The organism is Streptomyces sp. NBC_01497 (assembly GCF_036250695.1).
Lineage (GTDB): Bacteria > Actinomycetota > Actinomycetes > Streptomycetales > Streptomycetaceae > Streptomyces.
In genome coordinates this window covers 795,145-820,934 of record NZ_CP109427.1, presented here as the reverse complement: position 1 = coordinate 820,934, position 25,790 = coordinate 795,145, and the positions used below count along the sequence as shown (strand labels likewise).

Sequence of the window (25,790 nt, the reverse complement as noted above, 5' to 3'; positions counted from 1 at the left end):
ATCAACGGCTCGGCGCTTCGGCCGTGTGAGTTATTAATCATGAAAAACGATGAAATGACGCATGGGCGCCGAGGTGCGCTGCGCCTCGTCGCGGGGCTCGGCGCCGCGGCGGCCACCGCCCTGGTCGCCGCCTGCCAGGCGGGGGTCCCGGAGAAGGCCGCCGCGAAGCCGGCCGCCGCACCCGCGGCGGGGCCGCCGGCCGCCGTCCGCCGCAACCCCGCCACGTACCGGCTCCAGCCCATGACCGCGCAGGCGCCGCCCGTCTACCGCAAGGCGCCGCCGGTACGCGAAGAGCCCTTCTACGAACTCCCGGGCCTCGGCCACTCCGTGGTCCTGACCTTCGACGACGGACCCGAACCCACCTACACGCCCCAGGTGCTCGACCTGCTGGCCGCGCACGACGTCCGCGCGATGTTCTTCGTCTGCGGCGAGATGGTGTCGTACTTCCCCGACCTCGTCCGCCGGGCCGCCGACGAGGGCCACCTCATCGGCAACCACACCTGGACCCACCCCGAACTGCCCACACTGTCCCAGGCGAAGATCAAGGACGAGATGGGGCGGACGAGCGAGATCATCGAGAAGACCACGGGCGCCCCGCCCGCCTGGTTCCGCGCGCCCTACGGCTCCTGGAACGCGTACACCTTCGAGCTGGGCTCGGAGATGGGGATGGAGCCCCTGGCCTGGTACGTCGACACGCTCGACTGGTCGGAGCCGGGGACCGGGAAGATCGTGCGGGCCGTTCTCGGCGGTCTGGGCCCGGGCCGGGTCATCCTCTCCCATGACGGCGGCGGTGTGCGCAAACAGACAGTCGCCGCGCTGCGCCAGTACCTGCCGCAGCTCGCCGAGCACGGCTACGCCACCGCGCTGCCGCACCCCTGAAGCGCCCCGTCCGGCGCCGGCTCGTGGCCGGCACCGGACGGGGCGGGACACGGACGGACGCGGCGCCCCGCCCCTCGCCGGGGCAGGGGTGCCGCGTCCGTCGACGTCAGTGGGTGCTGACCAGCCTGGCGAAGACCACCACGTTGCCGTCATAGCCGGCCGCCTTGGTGAACCCGCCCCCGCAGGTCAGGACGCGCAGCTCCGGATAGCCCGTGTCGGCGTACACGCGGACGCCCGGGAAGTCGTTCTTGGAGAACACCTCGACGTCGTAGATCTCGAAGACCGCGACCCGCCCGTCGAACCGGGCGACCTCGACGTGCTCGCCCTTCTTGAGGGCGCCGAGACCGTAGAAGACCGCGGGGCCCGTCTCGTTGTCGACGTGGCCCACGACCACGGCGGTGCCCGACTGCCCGGGTGCGACGCCGTTCTGGTACCAGCCGGTCATGTTGCGGTCGGACGGCGGCGGGGCCTCGATCCACCCGTCCTTGTCCAGACCGACGTCCATCATCGGCGCGTCGACCTTGATCTCCGGGATCCGCACCCGGGCCGGCGGGGCGTACGGCAACGGCTTGACGGCACTCGCGGGCAGCGCGCCCGCGGCCGGGTCGCGATGCAGGGCGTCGAGCGTCGAGGCCGCCGCCGGCTGCGGGGGGCCGAGCGGAGCGTCCAGGCCGTTGCGCATCAGCGCGACGCCGGTGAGCAGGACGAGGGCGAGCGCGCCCCAGGGGGAGCGCCGCCTCCTCTCCTGGCCCAGCTGGTCCAGGCGCATGGTTCTCCCTTCGTGGGCGGCCTGTACGCAACGTAAGCGGGCCCCGGCGTCCCGGCGATCACTGGCGGGCGAACGGGTGGCGTGTCCGGCGCTCATGACCCGTCGGAGTATCGCCGCGGCAAAAGTTCTGACGCCCCGTAACCCGCGCTGACCTGCCGCTCCCCGGTCCGGCCGGGTCCCTGACGGCGTGTCGGACCGGATCCGGACCGGGTGCCGAAATGCACCGATGTGAGCGTCCAGTGAGGGTTCGTCATGGAAGGCGTTCGCCTCGATCATCCCGGGGAGCCGCTCCGGGGCGTCTTCCATGGAGGTTCAACGATGCGTGCTTCACGCGTTCTCGCGGTGACCGCGACCGCCTGTGCCGCGATGGCGTTCTCCGCACCGCTGGCCAGTGCCACGGGCGGTCCGGTCAACGTCCAGGTCAGCCCCTACACGGTGCACCAGGGCGGCTCGCTGCGGATCACCGTCGACGGCTGCCCCCGGGGCGGCTGGGCCACGTCCAACGCCTTCCCGAGGACCCGGCTCTCGGCGGAGCGGTCGGGGTCCTCCAGGGCCACGGCGCGGATCTTCGACAGGGCGACGCCCGGCACCTACAACCTGGCGGTGCGGTGCGACGACAACAACCGCGTCGCGACCCGGCAGTTCAACGTGGTGGCCGGCCGGGGCGCTCTCGGTGGCCTCGGCGGGTCCGTCGGCCCGAGCTCGACCGAGATGACGGTCGGCGCGGGGCTCGTCACGACCGCGGCTGTCGGCGGCACCGCCTTCGTCGCGCGCCGTCGCCGTACCCTCGGCGCGTTCTGATCCGCCCCCGCCGCACGGACCGGCCGCCCGGCCGGGCGGCGGGGACGGGAAAGCCCGCCGCCCCGAGTCCTCCACAGGGACTCGGGGCGACGGGCGTGCGTACGGTGGGAACGGGCGTCAGTGGCGCCGGTCCGCCGTACGCCTGCGGGCCGCGTGGACGGTGCCGGCCGCCGCCGCGAGGGCGAGTGCCGCGCCGGCCGCGATCTCGGCGGTGTTCGAACCTCCCACGCTGCCGCCGAGGCCACCGCGCACCCCGCCGGGGACCGGGTCGTTCTGCCCCGGGCGGGAGGAGCTGCCCGCGATGGTCAGGGTGGTCGTCCCTGAGCGGCCGTCACAGGTGAAGGTCACCCGGTAGACGGCGCCCCGCCGGGCGTCCCGGTCGACGGTGGCCACGGCGCTGCGGCCACGGGGGATCGTCGTCGTGTCGAAGACCGCGGAGGACGCCGTCGCGGTGGAGCCGCAGTCGGTCACGGACAGTCTCACCTGGCCTCCCGGCGCGATGGTCGAGGGGCTCACCGAGAAGCCGAACGGTGTGACGCCGCCGCCTGCGGGTGTCGCGCCGGCGGTGGGAGCGGTCAGGGCGACGGCGGCCACCGTCAGGGCGGCTGCGGCAGCGGCACGTATGGTGCGCATGGCGGTCCTCCGAGTCCCGAGGGGCAGCCTGCGGAACGGTTTCCGCTGGTCGTGGGAGATGCACCTCGATGACTTCGACGCTAGGAGCGCCGTACCACAGCCGCGATCGCTGGCGGACGAATGGGGCACGCGTGTCCCCCGTGCGGCGGACACGCGTGCCGTGGGCGGACGGCCCGTCAGGGCGCCTGGGGGTACCTGTCGGGGCGCCAGGTCACTTCGTGATGCCGGGGAAGAGATCGAGGAACGGCCCCGCCGTGGCGGAGATCCCCCGTCCGTAGGGTGCGTCGAAGTCCCAGATCAGGAACAGCAGGAACGCGACCAGCACACTGAAGAGGCCCGCGAGGAGCAGCTCGCGCACGGAGCGTCTGATCTGGAGCAGGAAGATCAGGCCCACGGTGACCACGGCGCCCGCGATCAGGCCGAACCAGACCACGCCCGGCATGGTGGCCCCCGCGTTCTGCCCCCGCGCCCCGCGCGCGTCGTCGGCCGCCGCGATGTCGTCCATCAGCGGCTGGTAGACCTGCCCCTCCAGATCGGTGCGGGGCGCGTAGGAGGAGGCGTCGGTGCGCAGCTTCGAGAACAGCTGGGTACCGCGCGGGCTGAGTGCCTCGTGCTCCGCCATGTGCGGCCACTCGGTGTGGACCACGTACGAGACGTACGTGTCGACGTCGTCGCGGATGCGGTCGCGGACAGCGGGCGGGTAGACCTGCACGCGTTCGCTGATCTCGTGGAGGGTCTGGGCTTCCTGCCGCACGTTGTCCTGGGCCGAGCTGCGCCCCTCCCAGACGCCGGCGATCGCGAGACCCAGCACGATCGCGTAGATCACGCCGATCATCATCACCATGTAGTCGAGGACGTCGGGCGTCTCGGTCGGGTCGTCGTCGTCACCGAGCCGGCGCCGTACCCAGCGGTGGTTGACGACGACGATCGAGAGGACGACGGCGACGGCGGCGGCCATCGCGATGGTGAGGACAAACCATTCCGTCATGAAGTCTCCGGATGTGCAGCTGATACAGCGGATGCGGCGGATCGGGAAGTTTCGGGAGCTACCGGGGATCTCACCGGGAGCGCGGGCGCAGTACGGCCACGGCCAGCACGGCGGGTGCGGTGATGACGAGCATCATCAGTACGGGCGACGTGTGACCCACGGGCTGTTTGCGCACGGTCCTGCGGTAGTGGGGCAGCGCTACGGGTGAAGGGCTCGGCCGGGCCGACGGCGTGGGCCGCGGACGGGAGGGTTTCGGCGTGGGGCGGGGCGGGGCGGGTGGTGGCGGCGCGGGAGCCCGCAGCACCGGGGGCGGTGTCCTCGGTGCGGGGCGGGGCCGCGGGGTGTGCCGTACCGGCGGTGGCGGCTTCGGTGTGACCCGGGGTGGTGGTGGAGGGGGCGGAGGCGTGGGGGTGTGCGGTGGTGGCGGGGGAGGCGGAGGCGGAGGTGGCGTCGTGGGTGGAGGCGGTGGGGTCGGTGGCGGTGGTGGCGGGGTCGGCGACTGGGGCGGGCAGGGGCGGCAGCCGTGGCCGCCGGCCACCGCGACCGCCCAGATGCCGTCGGGCCCGATGGAGGCATAGGCGCAACTGTCCGCGGCGGCCGGCGTGGACAGCCCGGCGGCGGACAGCCAGACGAGGGCGCAGGCCGCCAGGAGCCGCCCCGCGTGGGTTCCGTACACGGCGGAGAGCTTGGACCGTGAATTGCGTTGCCACGCCGAAAGGCGTCAGGATTCCCCCGGATAGGGGGATTTGGCGGACCGGGATTCGGCGCCGGCGGGTTTGCGGCCGCCACCCGATCCGCCGAACCAGGCAACGCGCTTGTATGCTCCGTGAGTTCACTGAGTGCGTCGCGAAGTACCGGTCCTGCGGGGGTGGGACACGTGGTCGGTATGGTCGCGGACGCGTACGGTCATGACCGGATCACCGTCAGCCACGGACCGGACGGGGGAGGGGCGCGTGCCCAAGTCGTACGACCGCGGGCGGATCGCGGATCCCTGCCCGGACTCGCCGTTCCGGCGCCCGGTCAGTAGCCTCTGCTCGAACGCCCGGCCGGGCACCCGGCCATGACTTGTGGCGACACTCGTTGGAGACCTCGATGGAACGTCCCGCGTGGGCCCCGCAGGGCATCGACATATCGGTGCCGAGCGTTTCCCGCATGTACGACTACTACCTGGGCGGTTCGCACAATTTCGAGGTAGACCGGCACGCCGCTCGCAGGGCGATGGAGTTCATGCCGGGGCTCCCGGCGATCATGAAAGCCAACCGGGCATTCATGCGCCGTGCCGTGAAATACGCGCTGGCCGAGGGCGTGCGGCAGTTCCTGGACGTCGGCTCAGGAATTCCGACGTACGGGAATGTGCACGAAGTGGCGCGCGAGGTCGCTCCCGATACGCGGGTGGTCTATGTCGATCATGATCCCGTCGCGGTCACGCACAGCAGGGCGGTACTGGACGGCGTGCCCGGCGCGGGTGTCGCCACCGCCGACCTGCGCAGGCCGGCCGAGGTCCTCGACGCCCCCCAGGTCGCCCAACTGCTCGACCTGAAGCGGCCGGTGGCGCTCCTGCTGGTCGCCGTCCTGCACTTCCTCGAAGACAGCGACGAGCCGTATCGCGCCGTCGCGGAACTGCGGGACGCCCTCGCGCCCGGCAGCCTGCTGATCCTCTCGCACGCCGGCTACGAGGGTGTTCCCGTGCCCCGCGAGCGCACGCAGGCCGCCGTGGACGTCTACCGGGACATCCGCAGTCCCATCGTGCTGCGCTCGCGCGAGGAGACCTCGCGGTTCTTCGACGGGTTCGAACTGGTCGACCCGGGCCTCGTCACCCTGGCGCAGTGGCGTCCCGAGGTCCCGCCCGCGCAGGCAGATCCATACGCCTCGTCGGCCTTCTCCGGTGTGGGGCGCAAGGCGTGACGGTCCCCTCGCCCCCGTCGGGCACCCACGACGACCAGGACGCGCTGGAGGACAGACTCCGGCGCTTCGCGACCATCTGGAGCCGCGCGGTCTTCCCGTCCTCGGCGACGTCACTGACGCGCCCCGAGTTCGAGACGCACCTGCTGCCGCTCGCCCGTGAACTCAACGAGGCCTTGCGCGCCCGCCCGTTCGACACCGTGCCCGCGCAGCGGATCGGCGCCGCACTCGTGGACGCGCACTGCACCGACCCGGAGGCGCTCGCCCGCACCCTCGGCGTCATCGAGTCCTACCTGGTGCTCTACTGCGGAACCGAGGAACTCGCGGGCGACGAGAACCGGGCCCGCTGCGCCAGGCTCCAGCACGCGCTCGCCGGCGGTTTCGCCCAGGCGCTGCGCGAACGCACCCTCGCCGAGCAGGAGGCCATCGCCCGCTCGGCGCTCAGCGCGCGCTCCGACGCCGAGGAGGCGCTGCGCGCCACCGAGGCCCGCTTCCTCGCGGTCTTCGAGGGCGCGGCCATCGGCATCTGCATCGCGGATCTCGACGGCACGGTCCTGGAGGTCAACGACACGCTCACCAAGATGTTCGGCGGCCTGGAGCACCACGTGCGCAGCCGCAACGTCAACGAGTGGGTGCACCCCGAGGACAAACCGCAGGTCTGGCGGATGCACGGCGAGCTGGTGCGCGGTGAGCGCGAGCACTTCAGCATCGAGAAGCCCTTCTACCGGGGCGACGGAACCGTGCTGTGGACCAACCTCACCGTGTCCCTGCTGCGGGACGGCGAGGGAGCGCCGCAGTACCAGCTGGCGCTGATGGAGGACACCACCGAGCGGCGGCTGCTCAACCTGCGGCTGCGCTACGAGGCGACCCACGACGCGCTCACCGGCCTGCCCAACCGCACGCTGTTCTTCGAACGTCTCGACAAGACGCTCGCGGCGGGCGAGGGCGCCAGGTTCGGGCTGTGCTACCTGGACCTCGACGGCTTCAAGGCCATCAACGACAGCCTGGGTCACTCCTCCGGCGACCGGCTCCTCGTGGAGGTCGCGGACCGGCTCCAGAGCTGTGCCACCGCGCCGGGCGAGATGGTGGCCCGCCTCGGCGGCGACGAGTTCGTGGCCCTGACCACGGGCCCCGGCACCCGTACCGAGGCGGTCGACCTCGCCTCCCGCATGCTGGGCGTGCTCGCCACCCCGATCCGGCTGGAGGGACGGGAGTTCACGGTCCGTGGGAGCATCGGCATCGTGGAGGGCACGGCCGCGGAACACACCGCAGCCGAAGTGCTCCGCAGTGCCGACATCACCATGTACCGGGCGAAGGCGGCGGGCGGCAACCGCTACGAGACGGCCGACCCGGAGTCCGACGAGCGGGCCATCACCCGGCACAGCCTGACGACGGCGCTGCCCGCCGCACTGGAGCGCGGCGAGTTCTTCATCGAGTACCAGCCGCTCGTGCACCTCGGTGACGCCTCGGTGCACGGCGCGGAGGCACTGGTGCGCTGGGCGCATCCGCAGCACGGCGTGCTCGGGCCCGACCGGTTCATCCCGCTCGCCGAACGGACCGGCCTGATCGTCCCGCTCGGCCGCTGGGTGCTCGAACAGTCCGCCCGCCAGGCGAAGATGTGGCTCGACGCGCGGCCCCCGGAGGAGCAGGACCGCCCGCTGCGGGTCAACGTGAACCTCTCGCCCGCACAGCTGCACCATCCGGGTCTGGTCGCCGAAACGGTGGACGTGCTGGACCGGGTCGGGCTGCCGCCGGGCGCGCTGTGCCTGGAGGTGACCGAGTCGGCGCTGATCGGGGCCGACGAGGACCTGCTCAAACCCCTGCGCCAGTTGGCCGAGATGGGCGTGCACATCGCGCTGGACGATTTCGGGACGGGCTACTCCAACCTCGCCAACCTGCGCAGACTGCCGGTCGGCGTGCTCAAGCTGGATCGTTCGTTCACGCAGGGCATGCAGCAGCATCCGGCCGACCCGGTCGACCTCAAGATCGTGGAGGGCATCGTCTCGCTCGCCCACAGCCTGGACCTGATGGTCACGGTGGAGGGCGTGGAGACCGGCGCGCAGGCCGACCACCTGCGCCGCCTCGGCTGCGACACCGCCCAGGGCTGGTACTACGCGAGGCCCGGCCCGCCGGAGCGGCTGCACGACCTGTCGCTGATGGATGCCGTGTAGGGCCCCTCAGTCCGGGGCCGGGGTGGCGGGAGAGGGCCCGGGGGCGTGGTCCCCCCGGCGGTTTCAGCCCCCTCCGGCAGGGGGGCGCGAGGCGTGATGGGTCGTCAACAGCCGCGCGAGACGCGGGGTTGCGGGTGCCGGAGGGCGCCGGCGCGGGACGGCGTACGAGGTGGTGAGTGCCGCGGTCACCTGGAGCAGCCAGGCCGTCTCGGCCTCCAGGGTCCCCGGCACGCCGGGACTCCGGCTCGGCGGAAGGCGGTCGGTGGGGCCGTCGTCCTGCCGTCGTCCCGCCCGCAGGTTGTCCAGGGCCGCCGCGATGCAGGCGGCTTCCTGCACGGGCCCCTGTTCCGGCGCGCGGTCCTGCGGCTCCCCGGTCCGGGCGGGGACGGCCCGGTCGAAGTAGGGCCGCAGCGCGAGGAGTCCGTCGCGAATCTCGATGACCCGCCGGTACAGCGCGAACTCGGCGTGCCGCGGGCCGGGTCCCCGGTCGGCCGCCGACGGGTCGAGGGCGATCTGGGGGAGTTGCGCGTGCAGGGCCCTCCACAGGGGTTCCAGCGCCCGGTAGCGCCGATACGCGCGCAGCCACCGCACGGGTGCGCCGATCCGCCCGCCCCACAGGGTCGCGGTGGCTCCGGTGGTGGCAAGGACCGCGGTGAGTGAACCGAGCATCGCGGAGGGCTGGTCCTCGCCGGTCTCCTGCAGGCCGAGGGTGAGGTTGTCGACCACGTCGTCCAGGGTCCACAGCGTCCACACCATGCCCATCAGCACGGCGAGGGCCATCAGGCGCAGCCCCGTACGCAGCGGGCCCGGTTCGATCCGCCGCATGTGCCGGATCAGTCCGCGCACCAGCAGGGCCAGGCACCAGGTCCCGTAGAGCGCGAAGAGCGCATTGTGCGACGCGAGCGCCCATCTGCGGCCGTCGGGTACCGACGCCCGCCCGTCGTGCGTGGTGACGTGTGCGGTGAAGTACAGGCACGTCGACACGGTGATGACGACGGCGCCGGGGCCAAGGCGCCGCCACCGGCTCCCCGACGACGCGGTGGCGGGCGCTGTCAGGGCGAGGGCGACCAGGCGGAGGAAGAAGAAGGTGGCCATCCGGAGGTCGTCGGTGGCCACGATGTCCAGCCTGGCGAAAGTGCCGCTCCACGCCGGTAGCCGGGTGACGACGGGGGAGTAGACCAGCATCGCCGCGCCGAGGCACAGCCCGAAGCCGGCGAGGTAGCGCTGCGCGGGGTCGGTCCGCGCCCTGCGCGTGATCGCCAGCCGGTGGACGCTGAAGGCGAGGAAGAGGCATGCCGCGAAGAGCGAGGCGAGGTCAACCACGGGAACGGCCCTCGCTCCGGCGGCCGGGGGCGCCGAACAGCCGCTGGACCCGGGATTCCTGGAGGTCGGCCGGCGCCGGGGCGGCGGAGGTCCTGGCGAGGCGGGTGGCCCGGGTGAGGATCAGTGAGGCGACCAACTCGGCCTCCTGCTCCTGCGGTTCGGCGTACACCGTGCGGCCGAGGACGCGTTGGACCAAGGACGCGGGCAGGTGCGGCAGCAGTGTCTGCGCGGCGGCCGCCACCGCGGGCGCCGACTCGTGGTGGCCACAGATGATGTGCGCCGCCTCGTGCAGCACGATGTGCTGCTGGTGCAGTGCCGTGGTGTCCCCCGCGTACAGGATGTAGTCGGTGCGGTGGGTGGTGACCAGCACGCCGCAGGGGGTCCCTGGCCGGGACGCGACCGGTATCAGTTCGATGGGCCGGCCGCGGGCGCCTGCGAGTGTGCCGATGAGGACGGTGGCGTCGAACGGGTTCGGCAGGTCGAGTTCGTCGACCGTCCGTTGACATCGATGCCACAGCCCTAAGCTGCGATCCCTTCTCACACGCCATCCCCTCTCCGCCGGCCGCACTCGCGAGATTTCACCGAGGAGTCCGGTCGTGTCAGGGCTCGACGCCCTGAGCTCCTTGCTCCCGCCGGGCGATCACGTCGATCATGTCGCTGATCGTGCCCACGCCCTCGGGCGAGAGATTGACGGCGCGCAGCGCCACACTGCGGACGCTCGCGTCGCGCAGGGCGCCGAGGAGTTCCAGCTCCCGGGCGATGCCGGCGCCCTGCTCGTCATCGAAGAAGTAGGCGACGGGCACGTCGAAGAACTGGGCCAGGGCTTCGAGATGCCGTTTCGTCGGGTTGTCGCGGCGGCCGGTGCGCAGTTGCCACAGGTAGGTGGCGGAGAAGGTCTCGCCGGTGGCCTCACGGCACGCGCGGGCGACCTCTTCGTGACTGTACTGCTCGCGGCTGGGGCGCCGGACGATCCGGAACAGGGCGTCGATCCGGTCCGACAGTGTCGGCGGGGACGCCGGGGCGTGGGCGGGCGGGGCGGAAAGCGCGCTACCGGGTGGCGACGCGGACACGCCGCGTTCGGGCTCGTTCATCGTCTGCCTCCCCCGGCCGTCAACTCGTGTGGAGCCGCGCCCTGCCGTGCCTCACCTTAGCGGGTGCGGGCCGGGACGGGAACGGTCCGTATCTCCTGTGCGGGACGGCCGTGCGGGGGGGGGCCGTACGGTGCGGTGTGTCGCCCGTGCGAGCCGGCCGCCGACGGCGGCGCCGGGTGCGCCCTCACCACCTTGCGAGGCCGGGCCCGGGCCGCGCCCGCGGAAGGCCGCCGACCACGGGGCCCGGGCCGCCCTCGCGGAGGGCGACCTGTCGTGGCGTCGCCCTCCGCGAGCGCGGGGCGGCCCCCTGTCGCCGCCGCGGCCCGGCCCGGGTGGGACGCCCTGCGCTCCGTCCCCCGGCGGTGCGCGGACCGGCTAGACGGGACTGACCTGCGGTTCCTGGGCCAGGCGCAGGGCGCTGCCCCAGACGCAGCCCCAGTCGCAGACGAGGCTGAGGGTGCTGCCGGCCACGCTGACCGGCTGCAACGGGACGCTCCCCTCGTCGTCGGACCCGCCCAGCGACTGGAGCCTGAGGACGTCGTTCATCGGTGTCTCCTTCGGATTGCCCGGATGTGGATGCGGATGTGGATGTGGTGCGCGGGTGCCGGGCCGTGCGGCGGCCGGCCCCGCGGCGGATCAGGTACGCGCGGGGTGCACTCCCGCGGCGGATCAGGTACGCGCGGGCTCGGCCTCCGCCTCCGCACCGCGCTGGATCGCGCGCAAGGCCGCGGGCAGGGTGACCGCCATGCTGACCAGCGCGATCACAGCGGTGATCCACAGGGTGTCGCGGACCCCCAGCAGATCGCCGAGCAGCCCGCATCCCAGCGAGCCGACCAGTGCCGACGCGGCGGTGCACACCTGGAGCGCCGCCATGCTGCGGCCCAGCACCTCCTCCGCCATGTCGGTGACCAGTACGGAGCTGAGGGCCACATTGGCGATGGAGCCGAAGAAGATCGGCAGGCCGATGCCCAGCGAGGCGCAGAACGCGGCCAGCGGCAGCGGACCCGTGGCCAGCGGGAGCAGGAGGCTGCACATCACCGCGGCGGTGAACGCGGCCAGCATCAGGCGCCGCGGATCGCGCTCCGGTCGCAGCAGCCGGACCGCGGCGGCCGACCCGGCCAGGCCCATCAGCCCGGACAGGGCGAAGACCAGACCGTAGGCGGCGGTGGGCAGCCGGATGTCGCGCAGCAGGAAGGGGCCGGTGAGCGCGGTCACGCCGGCCATGGTGCCGGCCGGGACGAGTACGAACAGGCCGAGCGCGCGGTGGAAGGCGTCCCCGGTGAACAGGCGCATTCCGGCCAGCGCGCCGCGCAGCGTCGCCAGCGCCGAGGTCCCCGGTTCGCGCGGCACGAGGTCGAGCGAGCGCATCGACAGCAGCGCCACGGCGCTGAGCGCGTAACTTCCCACGTCGATGCTCAGAGCAGCGGCCGCGCCGAGCAGCGCCGTGGCGGGTCCGGCGAGCAGCCGCCCGACGAGTGCGGCGCCGTACTGGCCGGCCTGCAAGCGGGCCCGGGCGCCGCCGATGCCGTCGGCGCCGACGAGTTGGCGCAGGTGCAGGAAGTAGACGGACGTGGAGACGGTGGAGGTGGCACCCATGAACAGGCACAGCAGGACCAGCCACAGGAGGGTGATCACATGACTGGCCAGACCGAGGGCGACGGTGCCGATGGCCACGGCGCACAGCAGGTCGAGCAGCACCAGTGCGCGCCGAGGACGCGCGATGCGGTCGGCGAACGCCCCGGCCGGGAAGCCGAGGAGCAGGACGGGCGCGGTGGTGGCGGCGCTGATCAGGCCGATGGCGCCGGGGGAGGCGTGCAGTTGCACGACGGCCACGACGGGCAGCGCGATCGCGGTGAAGACCGACCCGAAGGCGGAAGCGGTCTGGCCGCACCAGTAGAGACTGACATCGCGACGCCGGCCGGTGTCCTCGGCGGGTGGTTGTGACCGGGGCTGGGGACCGGGCGCGGCGTCGACGCGCCCCGTGCCGGTGTCCTCGCTGCTCACAGGGTCCTCACCGCGCCCCGGCGAGCGGGGCCCGCGAGCCCGCGAGCGCGTCCACGGTGAACAGGGCGTCCGGCTTCGGGTCGAGCAGCTGGGACAGGAACACCAGGACCCCGGCGGACCCGCTCCACAGGTCGGCGCTGAACCGCATCAACTGGTCGCCGAGGAAGCGGATCCCGGTCGGATGCGGGACAGCGAACTTGAACAGCCCGCGGGCCGCGCGGAACGCGTCCGCCCGGCTCCGCTCGTCCGCGAAGAGCTCCCCGTGCTCGGCGAGCACGAAACCGAGTCCCGACAGGCCCTGGTAGAGCCCCTGCATGACCGTGTACGTCGTGCGCATCGGGGCCAGCAAGCGCGGCAGCGCGGCGCGCAGCCGGTCGTCCTGCACGCACAGCACGTAGCGGGAGACCGCGTGCGCGACCGAGGCCGAGCCGCAGTAGAGGTAGGGCAGGCTGCGGGTGTCCGTGGTGGAGATCGGGAAGGCGAGGCCGGGGGAGTCGGGACGGGGGTCGGTGGCGCGGTCGAGCTCGGCGTGCAGCAGGCGGACCCCCCGGTCCAGGTGGTGCGTGGAGCCCGTCACCGCGGCGAGCTGCTGGAGCAGCAGGGCGATGCCGGTGCGGCCGTGGAGCAGGCCGGTGGCGTCGTCGGCGCCGACGTGCGGCGTGAGGTCGGCGTCCTCGGGCAGGGCCGCCGCCAGTTCCAGGGCCCGGTCCACGTGCCGCTCGTCCCGGGTGCGGCCGTACATGCCCAGGTGGGCCAGCGCGACGCCGCAGGTGCCGCCGAAGAGCGTCACGGACGCGCCCGACGTGATGAGGGGATGCCGGTCGGCGGCCGCGAGCAGGTCGCCCGCCTCCTCCAGCAGGCCGCGTCCGGCGAGCACTTCGGCGATGCCCGCCGTGCCCGCGTAGAGACCCGGCGGCAGTTTGTCCACGGCGCGCAGCGCGTCGCCGCGCAGCCGCTCCAGCACTCCCGGCGGCAGCGGGCGGCCCGCGCGGCCCAGAGCGTGCACGACCCCCGCCGTGCCGTACGCCAGGCACAGGGTGTTGGTGTGGTAGCCCTCGGCGATGGTGGGGAACACCCGGTCGGGGTGGTCCGGGTCGGCCATGGCGACGAGGGCGTCGGCGGTCCGGTCGCGCAACTCGGCGAGGTGGCGCAGCGGGTCGGCGGCGACCTCCTGCGGGGTCGGGATCGGTGCGACCCCCTCCGGTGCGGGCCTCGGCTGGTGGAACCGGGTGGCGGTGCGCCACAACGAGTCCGGCAGCGGGGCACGTTCGACGAGCTCGCCGTGCAGGTGCGCGAGCGTGTCGGGGTTGCGCTGCGCCACCTGGTGGAAGGGGCCGACCAGCAGCAGCGCGAGACCGGCGAAACCGTACGCGTCGTGGACGAGCGGGTCGTCCCCGGCGAGTTCCGGGGGAGGCATGTAGCCCGGGGTGCCGATGGTCCTGAACTCCTTGGTGCCGATCAGCTGGGCGCCCTCGAAATCGATCAGGCGGACACCGTCGTCCTCGGAGACGAGTACGTTGCCGGGGCTGACGTCCACGAAGGCGTAGCCCGCGGTGTGCAGGCGCTCCAAGGCGGCCTCGATCCGGCCGAGTACCTTCTCGCACCGTGCGTGGTACTCCCTGAACTCGTGGGGTTCGCGGCCCGTTCCGAGCATGGTCTGGTGGGCGACCATCCAGCGGGAGAGCGTGCTGCCCTCGATGAACTCGGTGACGAGGAAGTCGTGTTCCCACTCGCGGAAGTAGGCGAGCGGCTCGGGCCCCAGACCCGGCGCGGCCTCGTGCAGCGCCACCAGCGTCGCGTGTTCGGTGCGCAGTGTGTCCGGTGCGCAGGCGACGCCCTCGGACACACCCGCGTAGGCGCGGGCCTCCTTGATGAAGACCCGTCGTCCGGTCGACGTCTCGCGGCCCACGTACGCGCCGCCGCCGTTGGTGAACTGCAGCGCCTCCTCGAACTCGAAGCCGTGGAAGGAGATCGGCGCGGACTGGGCCGCAGTGCCCGGCGGGGCCTCCTCGGCGGCCGGGCGCCTCTCGGCGAAGGGATCGGACACGCCGGCCGGGAGGTGGAAGGACACACCGCGCCGGTCCTCCTCCAGAGCGCCGCCCGCGCCCCGCACCAGCAGGGTGTGGGTGCCGTCGGCGTTGACCCGCTCGCGCGGCGCGAAGGCCCCGTACCGGTAGTGCACGGTGCGCGAGTCGCGGTAGCGCCGGTCGGTGAGGATGTACGGGCCGTCCTCGTCGGCGAGTGCCTCGCGCAGCCGCTCCATCAGGTCGCGGGCGGCGGTGACACTCGTCGGGTAGGCGGCGATGAACTTGCCGTTCTGTGCACGGGCCGCCTGCTTGTGGTGCGTCCACCAGTAGAACAAGTGGCATGACAGGTGCTTGAACGCGACGTCCTGCTCGAAGCAGACGGCCGCGACGGTGTCGAGGACGTGCGGCAGGCGGCCGGGCCGCGCCGACACGTGCACCTTCCATCCGTCCTCGACACCGCGCAGTTGCCTGCCCCGGTGCCACATGGTCCAGACGCCGGACCCGGTCTCGCTCCAGCCGTCCGGCACGTGGCCGGGCCGGTAGACCTCGCCGCGGTCGCGGGCTGTTTCCAACGGTGCGTAGAACTCTTTGTCCGCGACGACGAACGGGAACGGGATCATGGACCTCTCCACGGTGGGTTCGAGTGCGACTACGGGTGGCAGGGCGCGTGTCAGCGGGTCGGCAGGTGCTCCCCGGCGGGGTCGCCCCTCTCCTCCACGCTCAGAGGAAGGGCCGGGCCGGGGCGGCCGGTCGGGCGCGCGTCGCCACAGGCAGGCAGAGGGACTGCTCGCCGGGATCGCTAGCAGAGGATCATGCTGCTCAGACTCACGCCGACCACGGGATTCTCCGGCTCGGGGCTCTTGATGCCCAGTTCCTGGAGGCCGAGCGGCGCAGCCGAGTGCGCCTCGACCTCGAACTCGTCCTCACTCTCCGTCAGTTCGCTTGTGGCATCCGTGTCGTCGGGCTTCGTGGGATCGCTCATGTCCGTCCTTCGGTCGGGGTGGGAGGGAGGTGGGTGCGCAGGGAGGCGGCGGGCCGCCGGTGGTGCGCCCGGGCGGTGCCACGGGCGGATGCGGGCCGGTCCTGATCGGCTCAGCAGGCCGCGAGGCTGACGATGCTGGAACCGATGACACCGTCGGCCCCATTGCGGGGGTCGCGTACGCCCATTTCCTGGAGTTCGACGGGGGTCGCGGCGTGCGCCTCGACCTCGTTGCCGTCCTCGTGGGATTCGTCGGCCTCGCCGGCGTCGACGGAGTTAGCCACGGCCTTCTCCTTCCGCGGTGGGTGCGGTGGGCGAGCTGGGCGCCGCGATGGCCCGGCATGGCGGGCCGGGTGCCGGTCGGCACACGGACGGCGATCGGGATCGGTGCCGGTTGCGGCGGTGTGCCGCGACCCCCGCCGCCGGCCGGGCGGGCGCCGTCGATCCCGCCGGGTCATTCGCACGAGATGACGCTGGTCGTGCTGGTCGCCACGAGGAGGGAGTCCTGGCCGGGGGCCCGGACGCCCATTTCCTGGAGGCCGAGGGGCTTCGCGGAGTGCGCCTCGACCTCCTGGCCGGGCTCGATGTCCTCGGTGGTGGCTTCGGTCGAGTCCGCCATGGAGTGCTCCTGGGTTCGTCGGGTCACGGGTCACGGGTCGGACGAGAACCCCGAACCCCGCAGGAAGGCACCGGGGTGGGATCGGACTCCGGCCCGCGCGCGGCACATGATCACTGACGGCGCGAGCGAGCGGCGGTCACTTCGCGCGCGTGGGCCGGAGCCGTTCCGGTGGCTCACGAGCACATGGCGACACTGGTCGCGCTGCTGGTCACCACCAGGAGGGAGTCCTGGTCGGGGCCCCTGACGTCCAGCTCCTGGAGGCCGAGAGGGGCCGCGGCGTGCGCCTGGACCTCGAACTCCTCCCCGGATGAGGCGACATCGGGAGTGCTGTCGGGGTCGGTGGGCTTCGCCGGATCGGTCATGTCCGTCTCCTGCGGGTGAGAGGGGAAAAAGGAGCTGATGATGCCCACCCGGTTCCAGCCGAGCGGAGCGTCCGTGCTCCCCTCCCGGGCCCATGGCGCGGGAGGTGTCCGGGGAGCGGCGCGCCGCCGGTGGTGCGCCACGGGGCGGCACCACCGGCGGCGGGCACGTCACAAGCTGTCGGCTCAGGCGCAGACGGCGGCGCTGACCGAGCTGTTGCCGGCGACGAGGCCGTCGGTACCCTTGTCGGGCTGGCTCAGGCCCATCTCCTGCAGCTCCAGCGGGGTCGCGGCGTGCGCCTCGACCTCGTTGCCGGCCTCGTTGTCCTCGGTGGTGGGCTCGACGGCGTCAGCCATGGTCTTCTCCTTCGATCAGTGGATCCACGAGTGGGGCTGCGAACACCACAGAAGCTAGGAGCGGCGGATTCGGAACCGGTCTGCGCGCGGTATGCGGTCGGTATCACCGCAGCCAGCGGGGGGTTTCCCCAACTCGACCCGGACGCCGATCCGTTGAGGCGTTCCCGCGTCGCGTCTCGTCTGATATAAGTCATTCGCCGAGCGCCATTCATCTCAGCTGCTCCGTCGCGTCGGGGTCCGGCAGTGGGAAAGGTGACATACCGACATGGCTGAATCACCGCACGATCACCTGAAGTTCACCGTCCTGGGCCCCCTCTCGGCGGACACCGCGGACGGACCGCTGCCCCTCGGACCGCTCAAACAGCGGCTGGTCCTGGCGATGCTGCTGTGCCGCCCCAACACCCCCGTCTCCTCGGACCTGCTGATCGACACGCTGTGGGAGAGCGACCCGCCGCGTACCGCGCGCAAGAACATCCAGGTCTACGTGTCCGCGCTCCGCAAGGTCCTGGCGGCGGGCGGTGGGTGCGACCGGCTGGCGCACGGGACGGGCGGGTACCGCCTGCGGGTGGAGCCCGGGGAACTGGACGCCGAGCGCCTGCGGTCGCTGTCCCGGGCGGCCCGTGAAGCCGTGGCCCAGGGCGCGATCGGCGCCGCCTCCCGCCTGCTGCGGGAAGCGCTGGGCCTGCGCCGCGGCCTGTCCCTGCACGACCTGCGCTTCTCTCCCGCGGTCCGGATGGAGGCGGAACGCCTCGACGACCGTGTTCTGCGGGTCTACGAGGACTGGGCCGAGGCCGAACTCCGGCTCGGCCACACCAATGAAGTGGCCGACACCGTCGGGGAGCTGGTCGAACGGCACCCGGAGCGGGAGCGGTTGCGGGCAGCTCAGATGAACGCGCTGTTCGCCCAGGGGCGGCAGACCGAGGCACTCGCCGGGTACGAGGGACTGCGACGGCTCCTCGCGGCCGAGTACGGGCTGCAGCCGAGCCCCGCGCTCGAAACGCTGTACCGGTCGATGCTGGACGGCGGTCCGCGCGACGTCGGGGGGCCGTTCGCGGCCCGTCGCGGCGCGGGAGGCCGATGGTCCGACGGCACGCTCGGCACCCTGCTGCCGCAGGACCTCCCGGACTTCACCGGACGGGGAGAGCAACGGCGCGCGCTGACGGCCTTCTTGGAGTCCGGCGCCGAGGGCACGGGGCCGGGCGAGGGCCGGCTCGCCGTCGTCAGCGGACCCGTGGGCTCGGGCAAGACCGCGCTTGCCGTGCACACGGCCCACCGGCTCGGCGACCGCTTCCCCGACGGCCGGGTCCTGATCCGGATGCGCGACGAAGCCGGGCGCCCCAGGTCCGGTGCGTCGGTGCTCGCCGAACTCACGCGGCGCACGGGCCTGTCCGGCGCCGGCGCCGGCGCCGGCGCGGGGGAGGCGGACGACGGGGGCGGCCCCTGGGGCGGCCCGGCGGCCGGGGCCCTCGCCGCGTCCGGCGACCTCGACGAGGCCGCTGCCGCGTGGCGGGCCTGGCTCGGGCCGCGCAAGGTGCTGCTCGTCCTGGACGACGCGAGGGAAGAGGCGGGCATCCGCCCGCTGGTGCCGGACCGCGGCGCCAGCGCCGTACTGGTCACGGCGCGCACCCGGCTGGTGGGGCTGGTCTCCGCGCATCGCCAGGAGACCGGGCCGTTCGCCACCGCCGAGAGCCTGGCCCTGCTGCGTGCCATCGTGGGGCGGGACCGTCTCGACAACTGCCCCGAGGCCGCTGAGCGCATCACCCGCGCCACGGGCGGCCTCCCGCTCGCGGTACGGGTGAGCGGACTCAAACTCGCCGTACGACGGCATCTGCCGCTCGCCGAATACGCGGAACGGCTGGCCGACGGCCGGATCGTCCTGGACGAACTGGTGGCCGGCGACATGGATGTGCGATCGAGGCTGGCGAGTGGCTGGCACGACCTGTCCGCGGCCGATCGGGCGTCTCTCTGCCTGCTCGGGGGCCTGCCGGCCGGTGGCTTCAGCCTGCGGCAGGCCGCGGCCGTACTCAACTGCGCCCAGGATGACGCGTTACGGAAGCTGGAGGCGCTCCTGGACGCGGGCGCGCTGCTCGCTCCCGACAGCGAGGTCACCGCGCACGCGGCCCAGTACGAACTGCCGTGCCTGAGCCGGGTGTACGCGCGTCAGTGTGCGGTCGGGCAGCCGGCCCCCGCGGTGCGCGCCACGGCCTGAGAGTTCCCGCCAGGACTGCACCCGCCTGCGGATTTACCAGTTCCGAACCGCTCCTCTCCCCGTGCCGAACCGCACGAGCCAAGACTGTGGAGGACCAGGAGGGAGCACGCGATGGAACTCGCCGAGCTGATGACGCTCCGTCCGGTACCCGGCGCGGGGCTGCTGCTCACCGTCACCGGACGCTGCCCGCTGCACTGCGCGCACTGCTCGACCGCGGCCACCATGGCGGCAGGAGAGCCGGACGCGCGACAACTCGTGCGCTTCGTCGACTCGTTCAGCGCGGAGAACCGCCCCGAGGTGCTGATGATGACCGGCGGCGAACCGCTGCTGCGGCCGGACCTGGTGACCGAACTGGCCGATACGGCACGGGCGGTGGCGACCCGGAGCGTCCTTTTGACCGGGGCCTACTTCGCCGTGCGGGACGACGGCGGGCGGCGCGTGGGCCTCCCGCCACGGATCGCCCGCGCGATCGCCGCAGTCGACCACTTCTCGGTCAGCCTGGACGCCTTCCACGAGCGGGAGATCAGCCGCCGTGCCGTGTTCCGGCTGATCCGAGGGGTGCAGGACGCGGGCGGGGCCGTCAGCTTCCACCTCGTCGGATCCGGGCCCGACGACCCCTACCTGGCCGACGTCACCTCCGACATCCGGCGCACCTTCGACGACCGGGTGCCGATGCTCGTCAACTCCCTGCGTCAGGTGGGCCGCGCGGCGTCCTGGGCCACCGCGCGCGCCGTCGACCCGGACCCGTGGCGCGCACTGCCGTGCTCCATGGCGGCCTGGCCCGTCGTGGCGGCCGACGGCACGGTCCTGGCGTGCTGCAACCAGCACGTGGTGGACCGCAGGCCGTCGCCGGAACACCTGACGCTCGGTCATGTGACCCGGGACACCTGGTCGTCGGTGCGCGCGCGGGCGCTCTCCTCGCCGGCGCTGCGCATGATCAGGACCGTGGGCCCCGCCCACCTCAGGGCCCGGTTCGCCACCGCCCCGGAAGGAGCCGCCCCGCCCGGGTACTGCGCGGGCTGCCGCACTCTCGGCGATCATCCCGAAGTCCTCGACGCCGCAGCCTCGTTCGCGTCGGGACCGCTCGGTGAGCTGCTCGACGGACAGGCGGCCAGGGCGCAGACCGAGGCGGGCCCGGTCGCGCTCGTGCGTCGGCACGGTTGCGCGCCGTACGCGGATCTGGTCGCTCTCCCCGGGCCGCCGCGATGAGCACCCCGGGCACCCGTGCGCCGGTGACGGCCGGGACGGCGCTGCGGGCCCGCCTCGCCCTGACCGAGCCGGCGGTGCGGGCCGCGACCGGGTGGCTGTGGCGGCCGGACGGACTCGGCAGGCGGTACGCGGTGTACCTGCCGGTGATGCACGCGGTGATCCGGGCCTCGGTACCGCTGATGGAACGGGCCGCGGAGCGCTCCACCGCGCTCGGCGCCACCGACGCGGTGGGGGCGCCGCTCGCCGCCTACCTGCGTGAGCACGTCGAGGAGGAGCGCGGTCACGACGAGTGGCTGCTCGGCGACATCGCGGCGCTCGGCGGGGACCCGGCGGCGGTGCGCGCGCGGCAACCGCCGCCCGAGGTAGCCCGGTTCGTGGGGACCCAGTACTACTGGATCGAGCACCACCACCCGGTCGCGCTGCTCGGATACATCGCCGTGCTGGAGAGCTGCGCGCCCGCGCCCTGGCTGGCGGAGCGGATCGCCGAGGCGGCCGGGGTCCCCCGGGCCGCGCTGCGCACCGTGCGCGAGCACGCCGAGCTGGACACGGACCACACGGCGGACCTGTTCGCCCTCGTCGACACCCTGCCGATCGGCCCGGTGCTGGTGAACGCGCTCACCACGAGCGCCCTGCACACCGTGTCCGGCCTGCTGGACCTGTTCGCCCGAATCGACCGCGCGGCCTGCGTGGACGAGAACCCTGCAAGAGGAGGGACCAGTACGTCATGAGCGAGAACACGACACGGGCCGCCGGTGACTCCCGCGGCGAACAGACACTGGACATCCTGGCGTCGCACGGCTTCGGCGTCGACGGCCTCACCGACGAACAGCGCCAGGTGCTGGGCGAGTTGAGCTCGCAGGAGTTGGAGCTGGTCCTCGACATCAAGGCACGCCTCGACGAGGTCGGCCCCGAAGTGCAAGCGCACAGCGAGATCGCCGGCGGGGCGCTCTTCTGAGACCTCTCCGGGCGTTCCGGGGAAAGGACAAAGCCATGCGGTGCGCACCCTGCGACGGAGAACTGCCGCCGAACGCGCGCTTCTGCCCGGCCTGCGGCTCCGCGGTCCCCGTGGAGTCCGCGGTCGCGCCGGTGGAGGAGCGCAAGGTCGTGACCGTGGTCTTCTGCGACCTGGTGGGATCGACGGCACTGTCCGGCGTCCTCGATCCGGAGACGCTGCGCACGGTGGTGCTCCGGTACTTCGACCTGATGCGGGAGTGCCTGGAGGAGTTCGGCGGCACCGTCGAGAAGTTCATCGGCGACGCGGTGATGGCCGTGTTCGGCGTCCCGGTCACGCACGAGGACGACGCGGCGCGGGCGAGCGCCGCGGCCCTGGCCATGCTCGACGCGGTGGAGCGGCTCAACGAGAGGGAACTGCACCCCTCGCTCGGCATCCGCCTCGGCGTCCGGATCGGTGTCAACACCGGCCCCGCCGTGACGAGTACGGACGTGTCGACCCGGCAGGCCCTGGTGTCCGGCGAGACGGTCAACATCGCCGCGCGGCTCGAACAGGCATCCGCCACGGGTGAAGTGCTGATAGGTCCCGAGACGCGGCGCGCCGCGGGCGCCGCGGTCCGCACCGAATCCGTCGGCCCGCTGGGGCTGAAGGGCAAGGAGGAGCCCGTCACGGCCCACCGGCTGCTGGGCGTCGTCGAGGCGGACCCGGCGGCGGGCCGCCGATTCGATGTCCCCTTCGTCGGGCGGACCGCCGAACTCGCCTGGCTTCGCGAGGCGTTCATGTCCACCGTGGTCCCCGTCAGGCGGGGGGCGAACCTGCTGACCCTCTACGGCGAGGCCGGGATGGGCAAGACACGGCTCATTCACGAATGGCACAAGGCGGACGGGGACTCGTTCGCCCAGGGCTCGGGCCGCTGCCGCCCGTACGGGGAACACGGCAGCCTGGCGCCGCTCGCCGACGCGCTCCGGCAGTTGCTGTCGTCGGTGTGCGGGGAGCTGACGGCGGACCACGACCCGGGGCCCGCCGAGGCCGGGGCCACCGCGGACCGGACCGAGGCGGCCAGGTCGCTGGACGTGCTCGCGGCGGGACTGCTGGAGGACGGCACGCCGAACCCGTCGCTGGACGACACCTGCGCGGCCGTTGTCGGTCTGCTCACGGTAGTGGCCCGCAGGCGGCCGGTGGTGCTGGTCGTGGACGACTGCCAGTGGGCGAGCGAACTCCTGCTCGACGTGTTGGAGACGCTGGCCGGCGAACTGACCTCCCAGGCTGTCCTGTTCGTCTGCATGGCGCGCCCTGACCTGCACGATCGGCGTCCCGGCTGGGGGCAGGGACGCCTGCGGCCGTCGGCGCTGACCCTGCCCGGCCTGACTCCGGCGGAGGCGGAGGCGCTCGCCGGGGCGCTGACCGGGGCCGGCACGGGCACGGGCGGCACGGGCATCGGGGCGGACGGCGGCGCGGACGGGCTGGGGTCCGCCGTGTCGGTACACGTCCTGGAGGCAGCCGGCGGCAATCCGTTCTACCTGGAGCAGCTGCTCACCGCACTCGGGCAGCCGGAGTCCGGCTACCGCCTCGACGGGGCGGGCGCCCTGCCGACCAGCCTGCAGGCCCTGCTGGGGGCGAGGATCGGCGGGCTCGGACGAGCCGAGCGGGCCGTACTGGACCTGGCATCGGTGGTGGGACGCGAGTTCGGAGCGGACGACGTCGCCGCGCTCGCGGCGGAGGACCGTGAAGGCGCCCCCGGCGGCGCGCTCCACACTCCCGCGGGGCAGGGCTCCGGCGGGAGTCGCGGGCCGATCGACAGCGCACTCGCCCGCCTGCGGCGGCACCGGCTCGTCCGGGTGACGGAGCGGCAGGCGCCGGGAACGCCGGGGCTGCGCTTCAGCAGTGGGCTGGTCCACGAGGTCACCTACCAGTCCATGGCCAAGCGGGCCCGCGCCGAACGGCACGAGCGGGCCGCCCGACTGGCCGAGGCGCGGCTGTCCGAGGCCCCACCAGTCCGGGGAGCGGGGCCGGCCGAGGCCGACGCGATGGTGGCGGGCCACCTGGAGCACGCCTACCGTTACCGGGCGGAACTGGGCCTGCTGGACGCGCGGACCCACGAACTCCGGCTCGGTGCGGCCCGGTTGCTGATCCGCGGCGGATCACAGGCCCTTGCCAGGTCCGACCTTTCCTGGGCCGGGGTCCTGCTCGGCCGCGCGGTCGAGCTGACCTCACCGACCGATGACGAGTGGGTCGCCGCGGCGCGCCGCCTCGGTGGCGTACGACTGGCGACAGGCCAGGTGGACGAGGGGCGCTCCCTCCTCCTCGCGGTCCTGGCGGCGACCCCTCCCGTGCCGGGCGGGCCCACCCCGTCACCGGTGCGCTCGGCGTCCGGGGGCGGGACCGGCGGGGGCCCCACCGCGGCGGACGCGGGGAGCCGGGTGGAGGCCGCGCACGCCCTCCTCGAACTCGCGGCGGCCTCCGCCGCGCCGGACGGGAGCAGCGCCGGGAGCGCCGCGTCGCGGACCCTGCCGGTGTTCGAACGGGCCGGGGACGACCTGGGACAGGCGAGGGCGTGCATCCGCATCGCCCAGGACAGGCAACTGCACGGCAGGCACGGCGCGGCCGACGTCCTGCTCACGCGGGCCCTGGAACACGCCACGCGATCAGGGGCCGAGCCCGAACGGGCGCTGGCACTCGGCGCGATCGGGATCTCGCTGTGGCGGGGGCCCGAGCCGGTCCCCGACGCGGTCTCGCGCGCCCGGCTGCTGCTGCGGGAGCACGGGGAGCGGCGGCCCACGGCCCGGCTGACGCTGAGTTGCCCCCTCGCGGTGCTGCTCGCACTCCAGGAGCACTGGGAGGAGGCGGACACCGCGCTGGCCGACGCCCGGCGGCTGGCCGGCGAACTCGGCTACGCCGAGGGCGCCGTGGTGCTTCCGCTGTTCTCCGCGGCCGTCGCGGCGCTGGCGGGCGACACGGGCCGGGCCCTGGCCCTGCTGGAGGAGGCGGCGGACTCGGGGCGCCGGCTCAAGGCCGAAGGGCTGCTCGGGGCGGTCGCGAGGGACACGGCACGGCTGCTCGTGGACGAGGGCCGGTTCGAGGAGGCCGCCCTGCGACTGCCCCCGCCGGATCGACCGGTGTCCGGCTCCGCGCCCACCACCCCGGCCCCTTCCGAGGCCGCGGACCTCGACGGCCTGCTGGCCAGGATCGCGGCGGCCCGGGGCGAGCCCGGCGAAGCCACCGCCCTGGCCGACCGCGCGGTGCTCACCGCCGCGCGTACCGACTCCACCGTCGTGCGGGCCGTCGCGCTGCTGGACCAGGCCGAGGTGCTGCGGAGCTCGGGGCGGCGTGCGGGGGCCGGCGAGGCGGCCCTGCGGGCGCAGCGGTGCTTCACCGCCAAGGGGCATCTGCCGGGTGCCCGGCGGGCCGCGGAGATGCACGCGGCCCTGGAAGCCGGGAGTCCGCCGCTTCAGCACGCGAAACCTGGCTGACCGCGCCCCTGGCGAGGACCGGGACCGCGGGGGTGCCGGCCGGTCCCGGACGGGCTTGACCGCCGCCCGCGGCGACACCGCGGCGCACGGGGACGGGGGCGTTTCGCGGCCCCGCTCCGAGGATTCGAATCGCCCGCCGGCCGGCGCCGGTAGGGCCCTGGAAAGAAGGTCGGATGGACAGCGCGGGGACGGTGCCGCGCGCAGGGCTCACCTGGAGCCTGCGCGGCAAGAGCCTGCAGGACGTGATCGTGGCCGCGGACGGGGAGCGGCCCGCGCCGTCCTGGCAGTGGGACGGCGCGCGCGGGCGGGGCGTACGGGTGTGCGTCGTGGACTCCGGCGTGGAGGACGGCCATCCCCTGGTCGGCCCGGTCGACGGGGCGTGGGTCGTGCGCAAGGACGGAGCGGAGCTCACCGTGTCGGCGAGCGAGCCCTCCGACAGCTGCGGGCACGGCACGGCCTGCGCGGGCATCATCCGCAGGGCGGCGCCGGAGTGCGAGCTGTACAGCGTGCAGGTGCTCGGCAAGGGCTTCGGCGGCACGGGTGACGTGCTGCTCGCGGGACTGCGGTTCGCGATCGAACAGGGTTTCGATGTCATCAACCTCAGCCTGTCCACCACGCGCGTGCGGTTCGCCGAGGAACTGCGCACGCTCGCCGACGAGGCGTACTTCCGCCGCTCGGTGATCGTCGCCTCCGCGCACAACACGCCGGTGGAGAGCTATCCGTGGCGCTTCGCCTCGGTGATCTCGGTGGGCAGCCACCAGGAGGAGGACCCGGATCTGCACCTGTACAACCCGCGGCCCCCGGTGGAGTTCTTCGCCCCGGGCCAGAACGTGCGGGTCGCCTGGCTCGGCGGCACATCCATCCGTACGACGGGCAACAGTTTCGCGACCCCGTACATCGCCGGGCTGAGCGCGCGGATCCTCTCCAAGCACCGCCGGATGACGACTTTCCAGCTCAAGAACGCTCTCTACCTTTCCGCCGCCAACGTACACATCGGTGTCAGGGGTGCCTCGTGACAGACAGCAACACAGCGACCGATCCGCTCTCC

General features: G+C 73.3%; 24 protein-coding genes. 10 read left to right on the top strand and 14 right to left on the bottom strand.

The window, feature by feature from the left end:
* Positions 1–39 precede the first annotated feature (39 nt).
* Positions 40–879 carry a polysaccharide deacetylase family protein gene (locus OG310_RS03575; RefSeq protein ID WP_329454411.1) on the top strand — a complete coding sequence of 280 codons (840 nt, stop codon included), beginning with the start codon at positions 40–42 and terminating at the stop codon, positions 877–879.
* 106 nt (positions 880–985) lie between these two features.
* Here OG310_RS03575 and OG310_RS03570 read toward each other — a convergent pair whose 3' ends face one another.
* Positions 986–1,648, bottom strand: coding sequence for a class F sortase (locus OG310_RS03570; protein WP_329454410.1), 663 nt, complete (start codon positions 1,646–1,648; stop codon positions 986–988).
* 318 nt (positions 1,649–1,966) lie between these two features.
* Between OG310_RS03570 and OG310_RS03565 the strand changes: the two genes are divergently transcribed.
* Positions 1,967–2,449, top strand: coding sequence for a hypothetical protein (locus tag OG310_RS03565; protein WP_329454409.1), 483 nt, complete (start codon positions 1,967–1,969; stop codon positions 2,447–2,449).
* Positions 2,450–2,566: 117 nt separating this feature from the next.
* Here OG310_RS03565 and OG310_RS03560 read toward each other — a convergent pair whose 3' ends face one another.
* A complete protein-coding gene (locus tag OG310_RS03560; RefSeq protein WP_329454408.1) occupies positions 2,567–3,082 on the bottom strand; it encodes a hypothetical protein in 516 nt (171 codons plus the stop codon).
* Between the two features lie 211 nt (positions 3,083–3,293).
* Positions 3,294–4,070 (bottom strand): bestrophin-like domain, encoded by a 777-nt coding sequence (locus OG310_RS03555; protein ID WP_329454407.1) that lies wholly within the window; start codon positions 4,068–4,070, stop codon positions 3,294–3,296.
* A gap of 1,092 nt (positions 4,071–5,162) precedes the next feature.
* Between OG310_RS03555 and OG310_RS03550 the strand changes: the two genes are divergently transcribed.
* Both OG310_RS03550 and OG310_RS03545 read left to right on the top strand, forming a co-directional pair.
* Positions 5,163–5,975 (top strand): SAM-dependent methyltransferase, encoded by an 813-nt coding sequence (locus OG310_RS03550; protein ID WP_329454406.1) that lies wholly within the window; start codon positions 5,163–5,165, stop codon positions 5,973–5,975.
* Positions 5,972–8,143 carry a putative bifunctional diguanylate cyclase/phosphodiesterase gene (locus tag OG310_RS03545; protein WP_329454405.1) on the top strand — a complete coding sequence of 724 codons (2,172 nt, stop codon included), beginning with the start codon at positions 5,972–5,974 and terminating at the stop codon, positions 8,141–8,143. Before OG310_RS03550 ends, OG310_RS03545 begins: the two co-directional genes overlap by 4 nt.
* A gap of 63 nt (positions 8,144–8,206) precedes the next feature.
* Here the strand turns inward: OG310_RS03545 and OG310_RS03540 are convergent, their stop codons facing one another.
* From OG310_RS03540 to OG310_RS03490, 11 genes are all read right to left on the bottom strand, one after another.
* Positions 8,207–9,466, bottom strand: a complete 1,260-nt coding sequence (locus OG310_RS03540; RefSeq protein WP_329454404.1) for an MAB_1171c family putative transporter — start codon at positions 9,464–9,466, stop codon at positions 8,207–8,209.
* Positions 9,459–10,007: a ParH-like protein gene (locus OG310_RS03535; protein ID WP_329454403.1), complete on the bottom strand. Its 549-nt coding sequence runs from the start codon at positions 10,005–10,007 to the stop codon at positions 9,459–9,461. The genes OG310_RS03540 and OG310_RS03535 overlap by 8 nt, the downstream gene beginning before the upstream one ends.
* A 58-nt stretch (positions 10,008–10,065) precedes the next feature.
* The gene (locus tag OG310_RS03530) at positions 10,066–10,557 is read right to left on the bottom strand and encodes a helix-turn-helix domain-containing protein (protein ID WP_329454402.1); all 492 of its coding nucleotides are present in this window, start codon (positions 10,555–10,557) and stop codon (positions 10,066–10,068) included.
* 375 nt (positions 10,558–10,932) lie between these two features.
* The gene (locus tag OG310_RS03525) at positions 10,933–11,103 is read right to left on the bottom strand and encodes a hypothetical protein (RefSeq protein ID WP_329454401.1); all 171 of its coding nucleotides are present in this window, start codon (positions 11,101–11,103) and stop codon (positions 10,933–10,935) included.
* 123 nt (positions 11,104–11,226) lie between these two features.
* Positions 11,227–12,561 (bottom strand): MFS transporter, encoded by a 1,335-nt coding sequence (locus OG310_RS03520; protein ID WP_329454400.1) that lies wholly within the window; start codon positions 12,559–12,561, stop codon positions 11,227–11,229.
* Between the two features lie 7 nt (positions 12,562–12,568).
* Positions 12,569–15,208 carry a class III lanthionine synthetase LanKC gene (lanKC, locus tag OG310_RS03515; protein WP_329454399.1) on the bottom strand — a complete coding sequence of 880 codons (2,640 nt, stop codon included), beginning with the start codon at positions 15,206–15,208 and terminating at the stop codon, positions 12,569–12,571.
* A gap of 179 nt (positions 15,209–15,387) precedes the next feature.
* The gene (locus OG310_RS03510; protein ID WP_329454398.1) at positions 15,388–15,570 is read right to left on the bottom strand and encodes a hypothetical protein; all 183 of its coding nucleotides are present in this window, start codon (positions 15,568–15,570) and stop codon (positions 15,388–15,390) included.
* Positions 15,571–15,680: 110 nt separating this feature from the next.
* Positions 15,681–15,851, bottom strand: a complete 171-nt coding sequence (locus tag OG310_RS03505; RefSeq protein WP_329454397.1) for a hypothetical protein — start codon at positions 15,849–15,851, stop codon at positions 15,681–15,683.
* A 170-nt stretch (positions 15,852–16,021) separates the two neighbouring features.
* Positions 16,022–16,186, bottom strand: a complete 165-nt coding sequence (locus OG310_RS03500) for a hypothetical protein (protein WP_329454396.1) — start codon at positions 16,184–16,186, stop codon at positions 16,022–16,024.
* Positions 16,187–16,359: 173 nt separating this feature from the next.
* On the bottom strand, positions 16,360–16,548 hold the full coding sequence (locus tag OG310_RS03495; RefSeq protein WP_329454395.1) for a hypothetical protein: 189 nt from the start codon (positions 16,546–16,548) through the stop codon (positions 16,360–16,362).
* 183 nt (positions 16,549–16,731) lie between these two features.
* The gene (locus OG310_RS03490) at positions 16,732–16,902 is read right to left on the bottom strand and encodes a hypothetical protein (RefSeq protein WP_329454394.1); all 171 of its coding nucleotides are present in this window, start codon (positions 16,900–16,902) and stop codon (positions 16,732–16,734) included.
* A gap of 265 nt (positions 16,903–17,167) precedes the next feature.
* Here OG310_RS03490 and OG310_RS03485 point away from each other — a divergent pair, with 265 nt between their 5' ends.
* From OG310_RS03485 to OG310_RS03460, 6 genes are all read left to right on the top strand, one after another.
* A complete protein-coding gene (locus OG310_RS03485; RefSeq protein WP_329454393.1) occupies positions 17,168–19,111 on the top strand; it encodes an AfsR/SARP family transcriptional regulator in 1,944 nt (647 codons plus the stop codon).
* A 111-nt stretch (positions 19,112–19,222) separates the two neighbouring features.
* Complete coding sequence (locus OG310_RS03480) at positions 19,223–20,320, top strand: radical SAM protein (protein ID WP_329454392.1); 1,098 nt, start codon at positions 19,223–19,225, stop codon at positions 20,318–20,320.
* Complete coding sequence (locus OG310_RS03475) at positions 20,317–21,048, top strand: iron-containing redox enzyme family protein (protein WP_329454391.1); 732 nt, start codon at positions 20,317–20,319, stop codon at positions 21,046–21,048. Before OG310_RS03480 ends, OG310_RS03475 begins: the two co-directional genes overlap by 4 nt.
* A complete protein-coding gene (locus tag OG310_RS03470) occupies positions 21,045–21,275 on the top strand; it encodes an aroma-sacti cluster domain-containing protein (RefSeq protein WP_329454390.1) in 231 nt (76 codons plus the stop codon). The genes OG310_RS03475 and OG310_RS03470 overlap by 4 nt, the downstream gene beginning before the upstream one ends.
* A gap of 35 nt (positions 21,276–21,310) precedes the next feature.
* Positions 21,311–24,742 (top strand): adenylate/guanylate cyclase domain-containing protein, encoded by a 3,432-nt coding sequence (locus OG310_RS03465; protein WP_329454389.1) that lies wholly within the window; start codon positions 21,311–21,313, stop codon positions 24,740–24,742.
* Between the two features lie 173 nt (positions 24,743–24,915).
* Positions 24,916–25,758 (top strand): S8 family peptidase, encoded by an 843-nt coding sequence (locus OG310_RS03460; protein ID WP_329454388.1) that lies wholly within the window; start codon positions 24,916–24,918, stop codon positions 25,756–25,758.
* Positions 25,759–25,790: the final 32 nt, after the last annotated feature.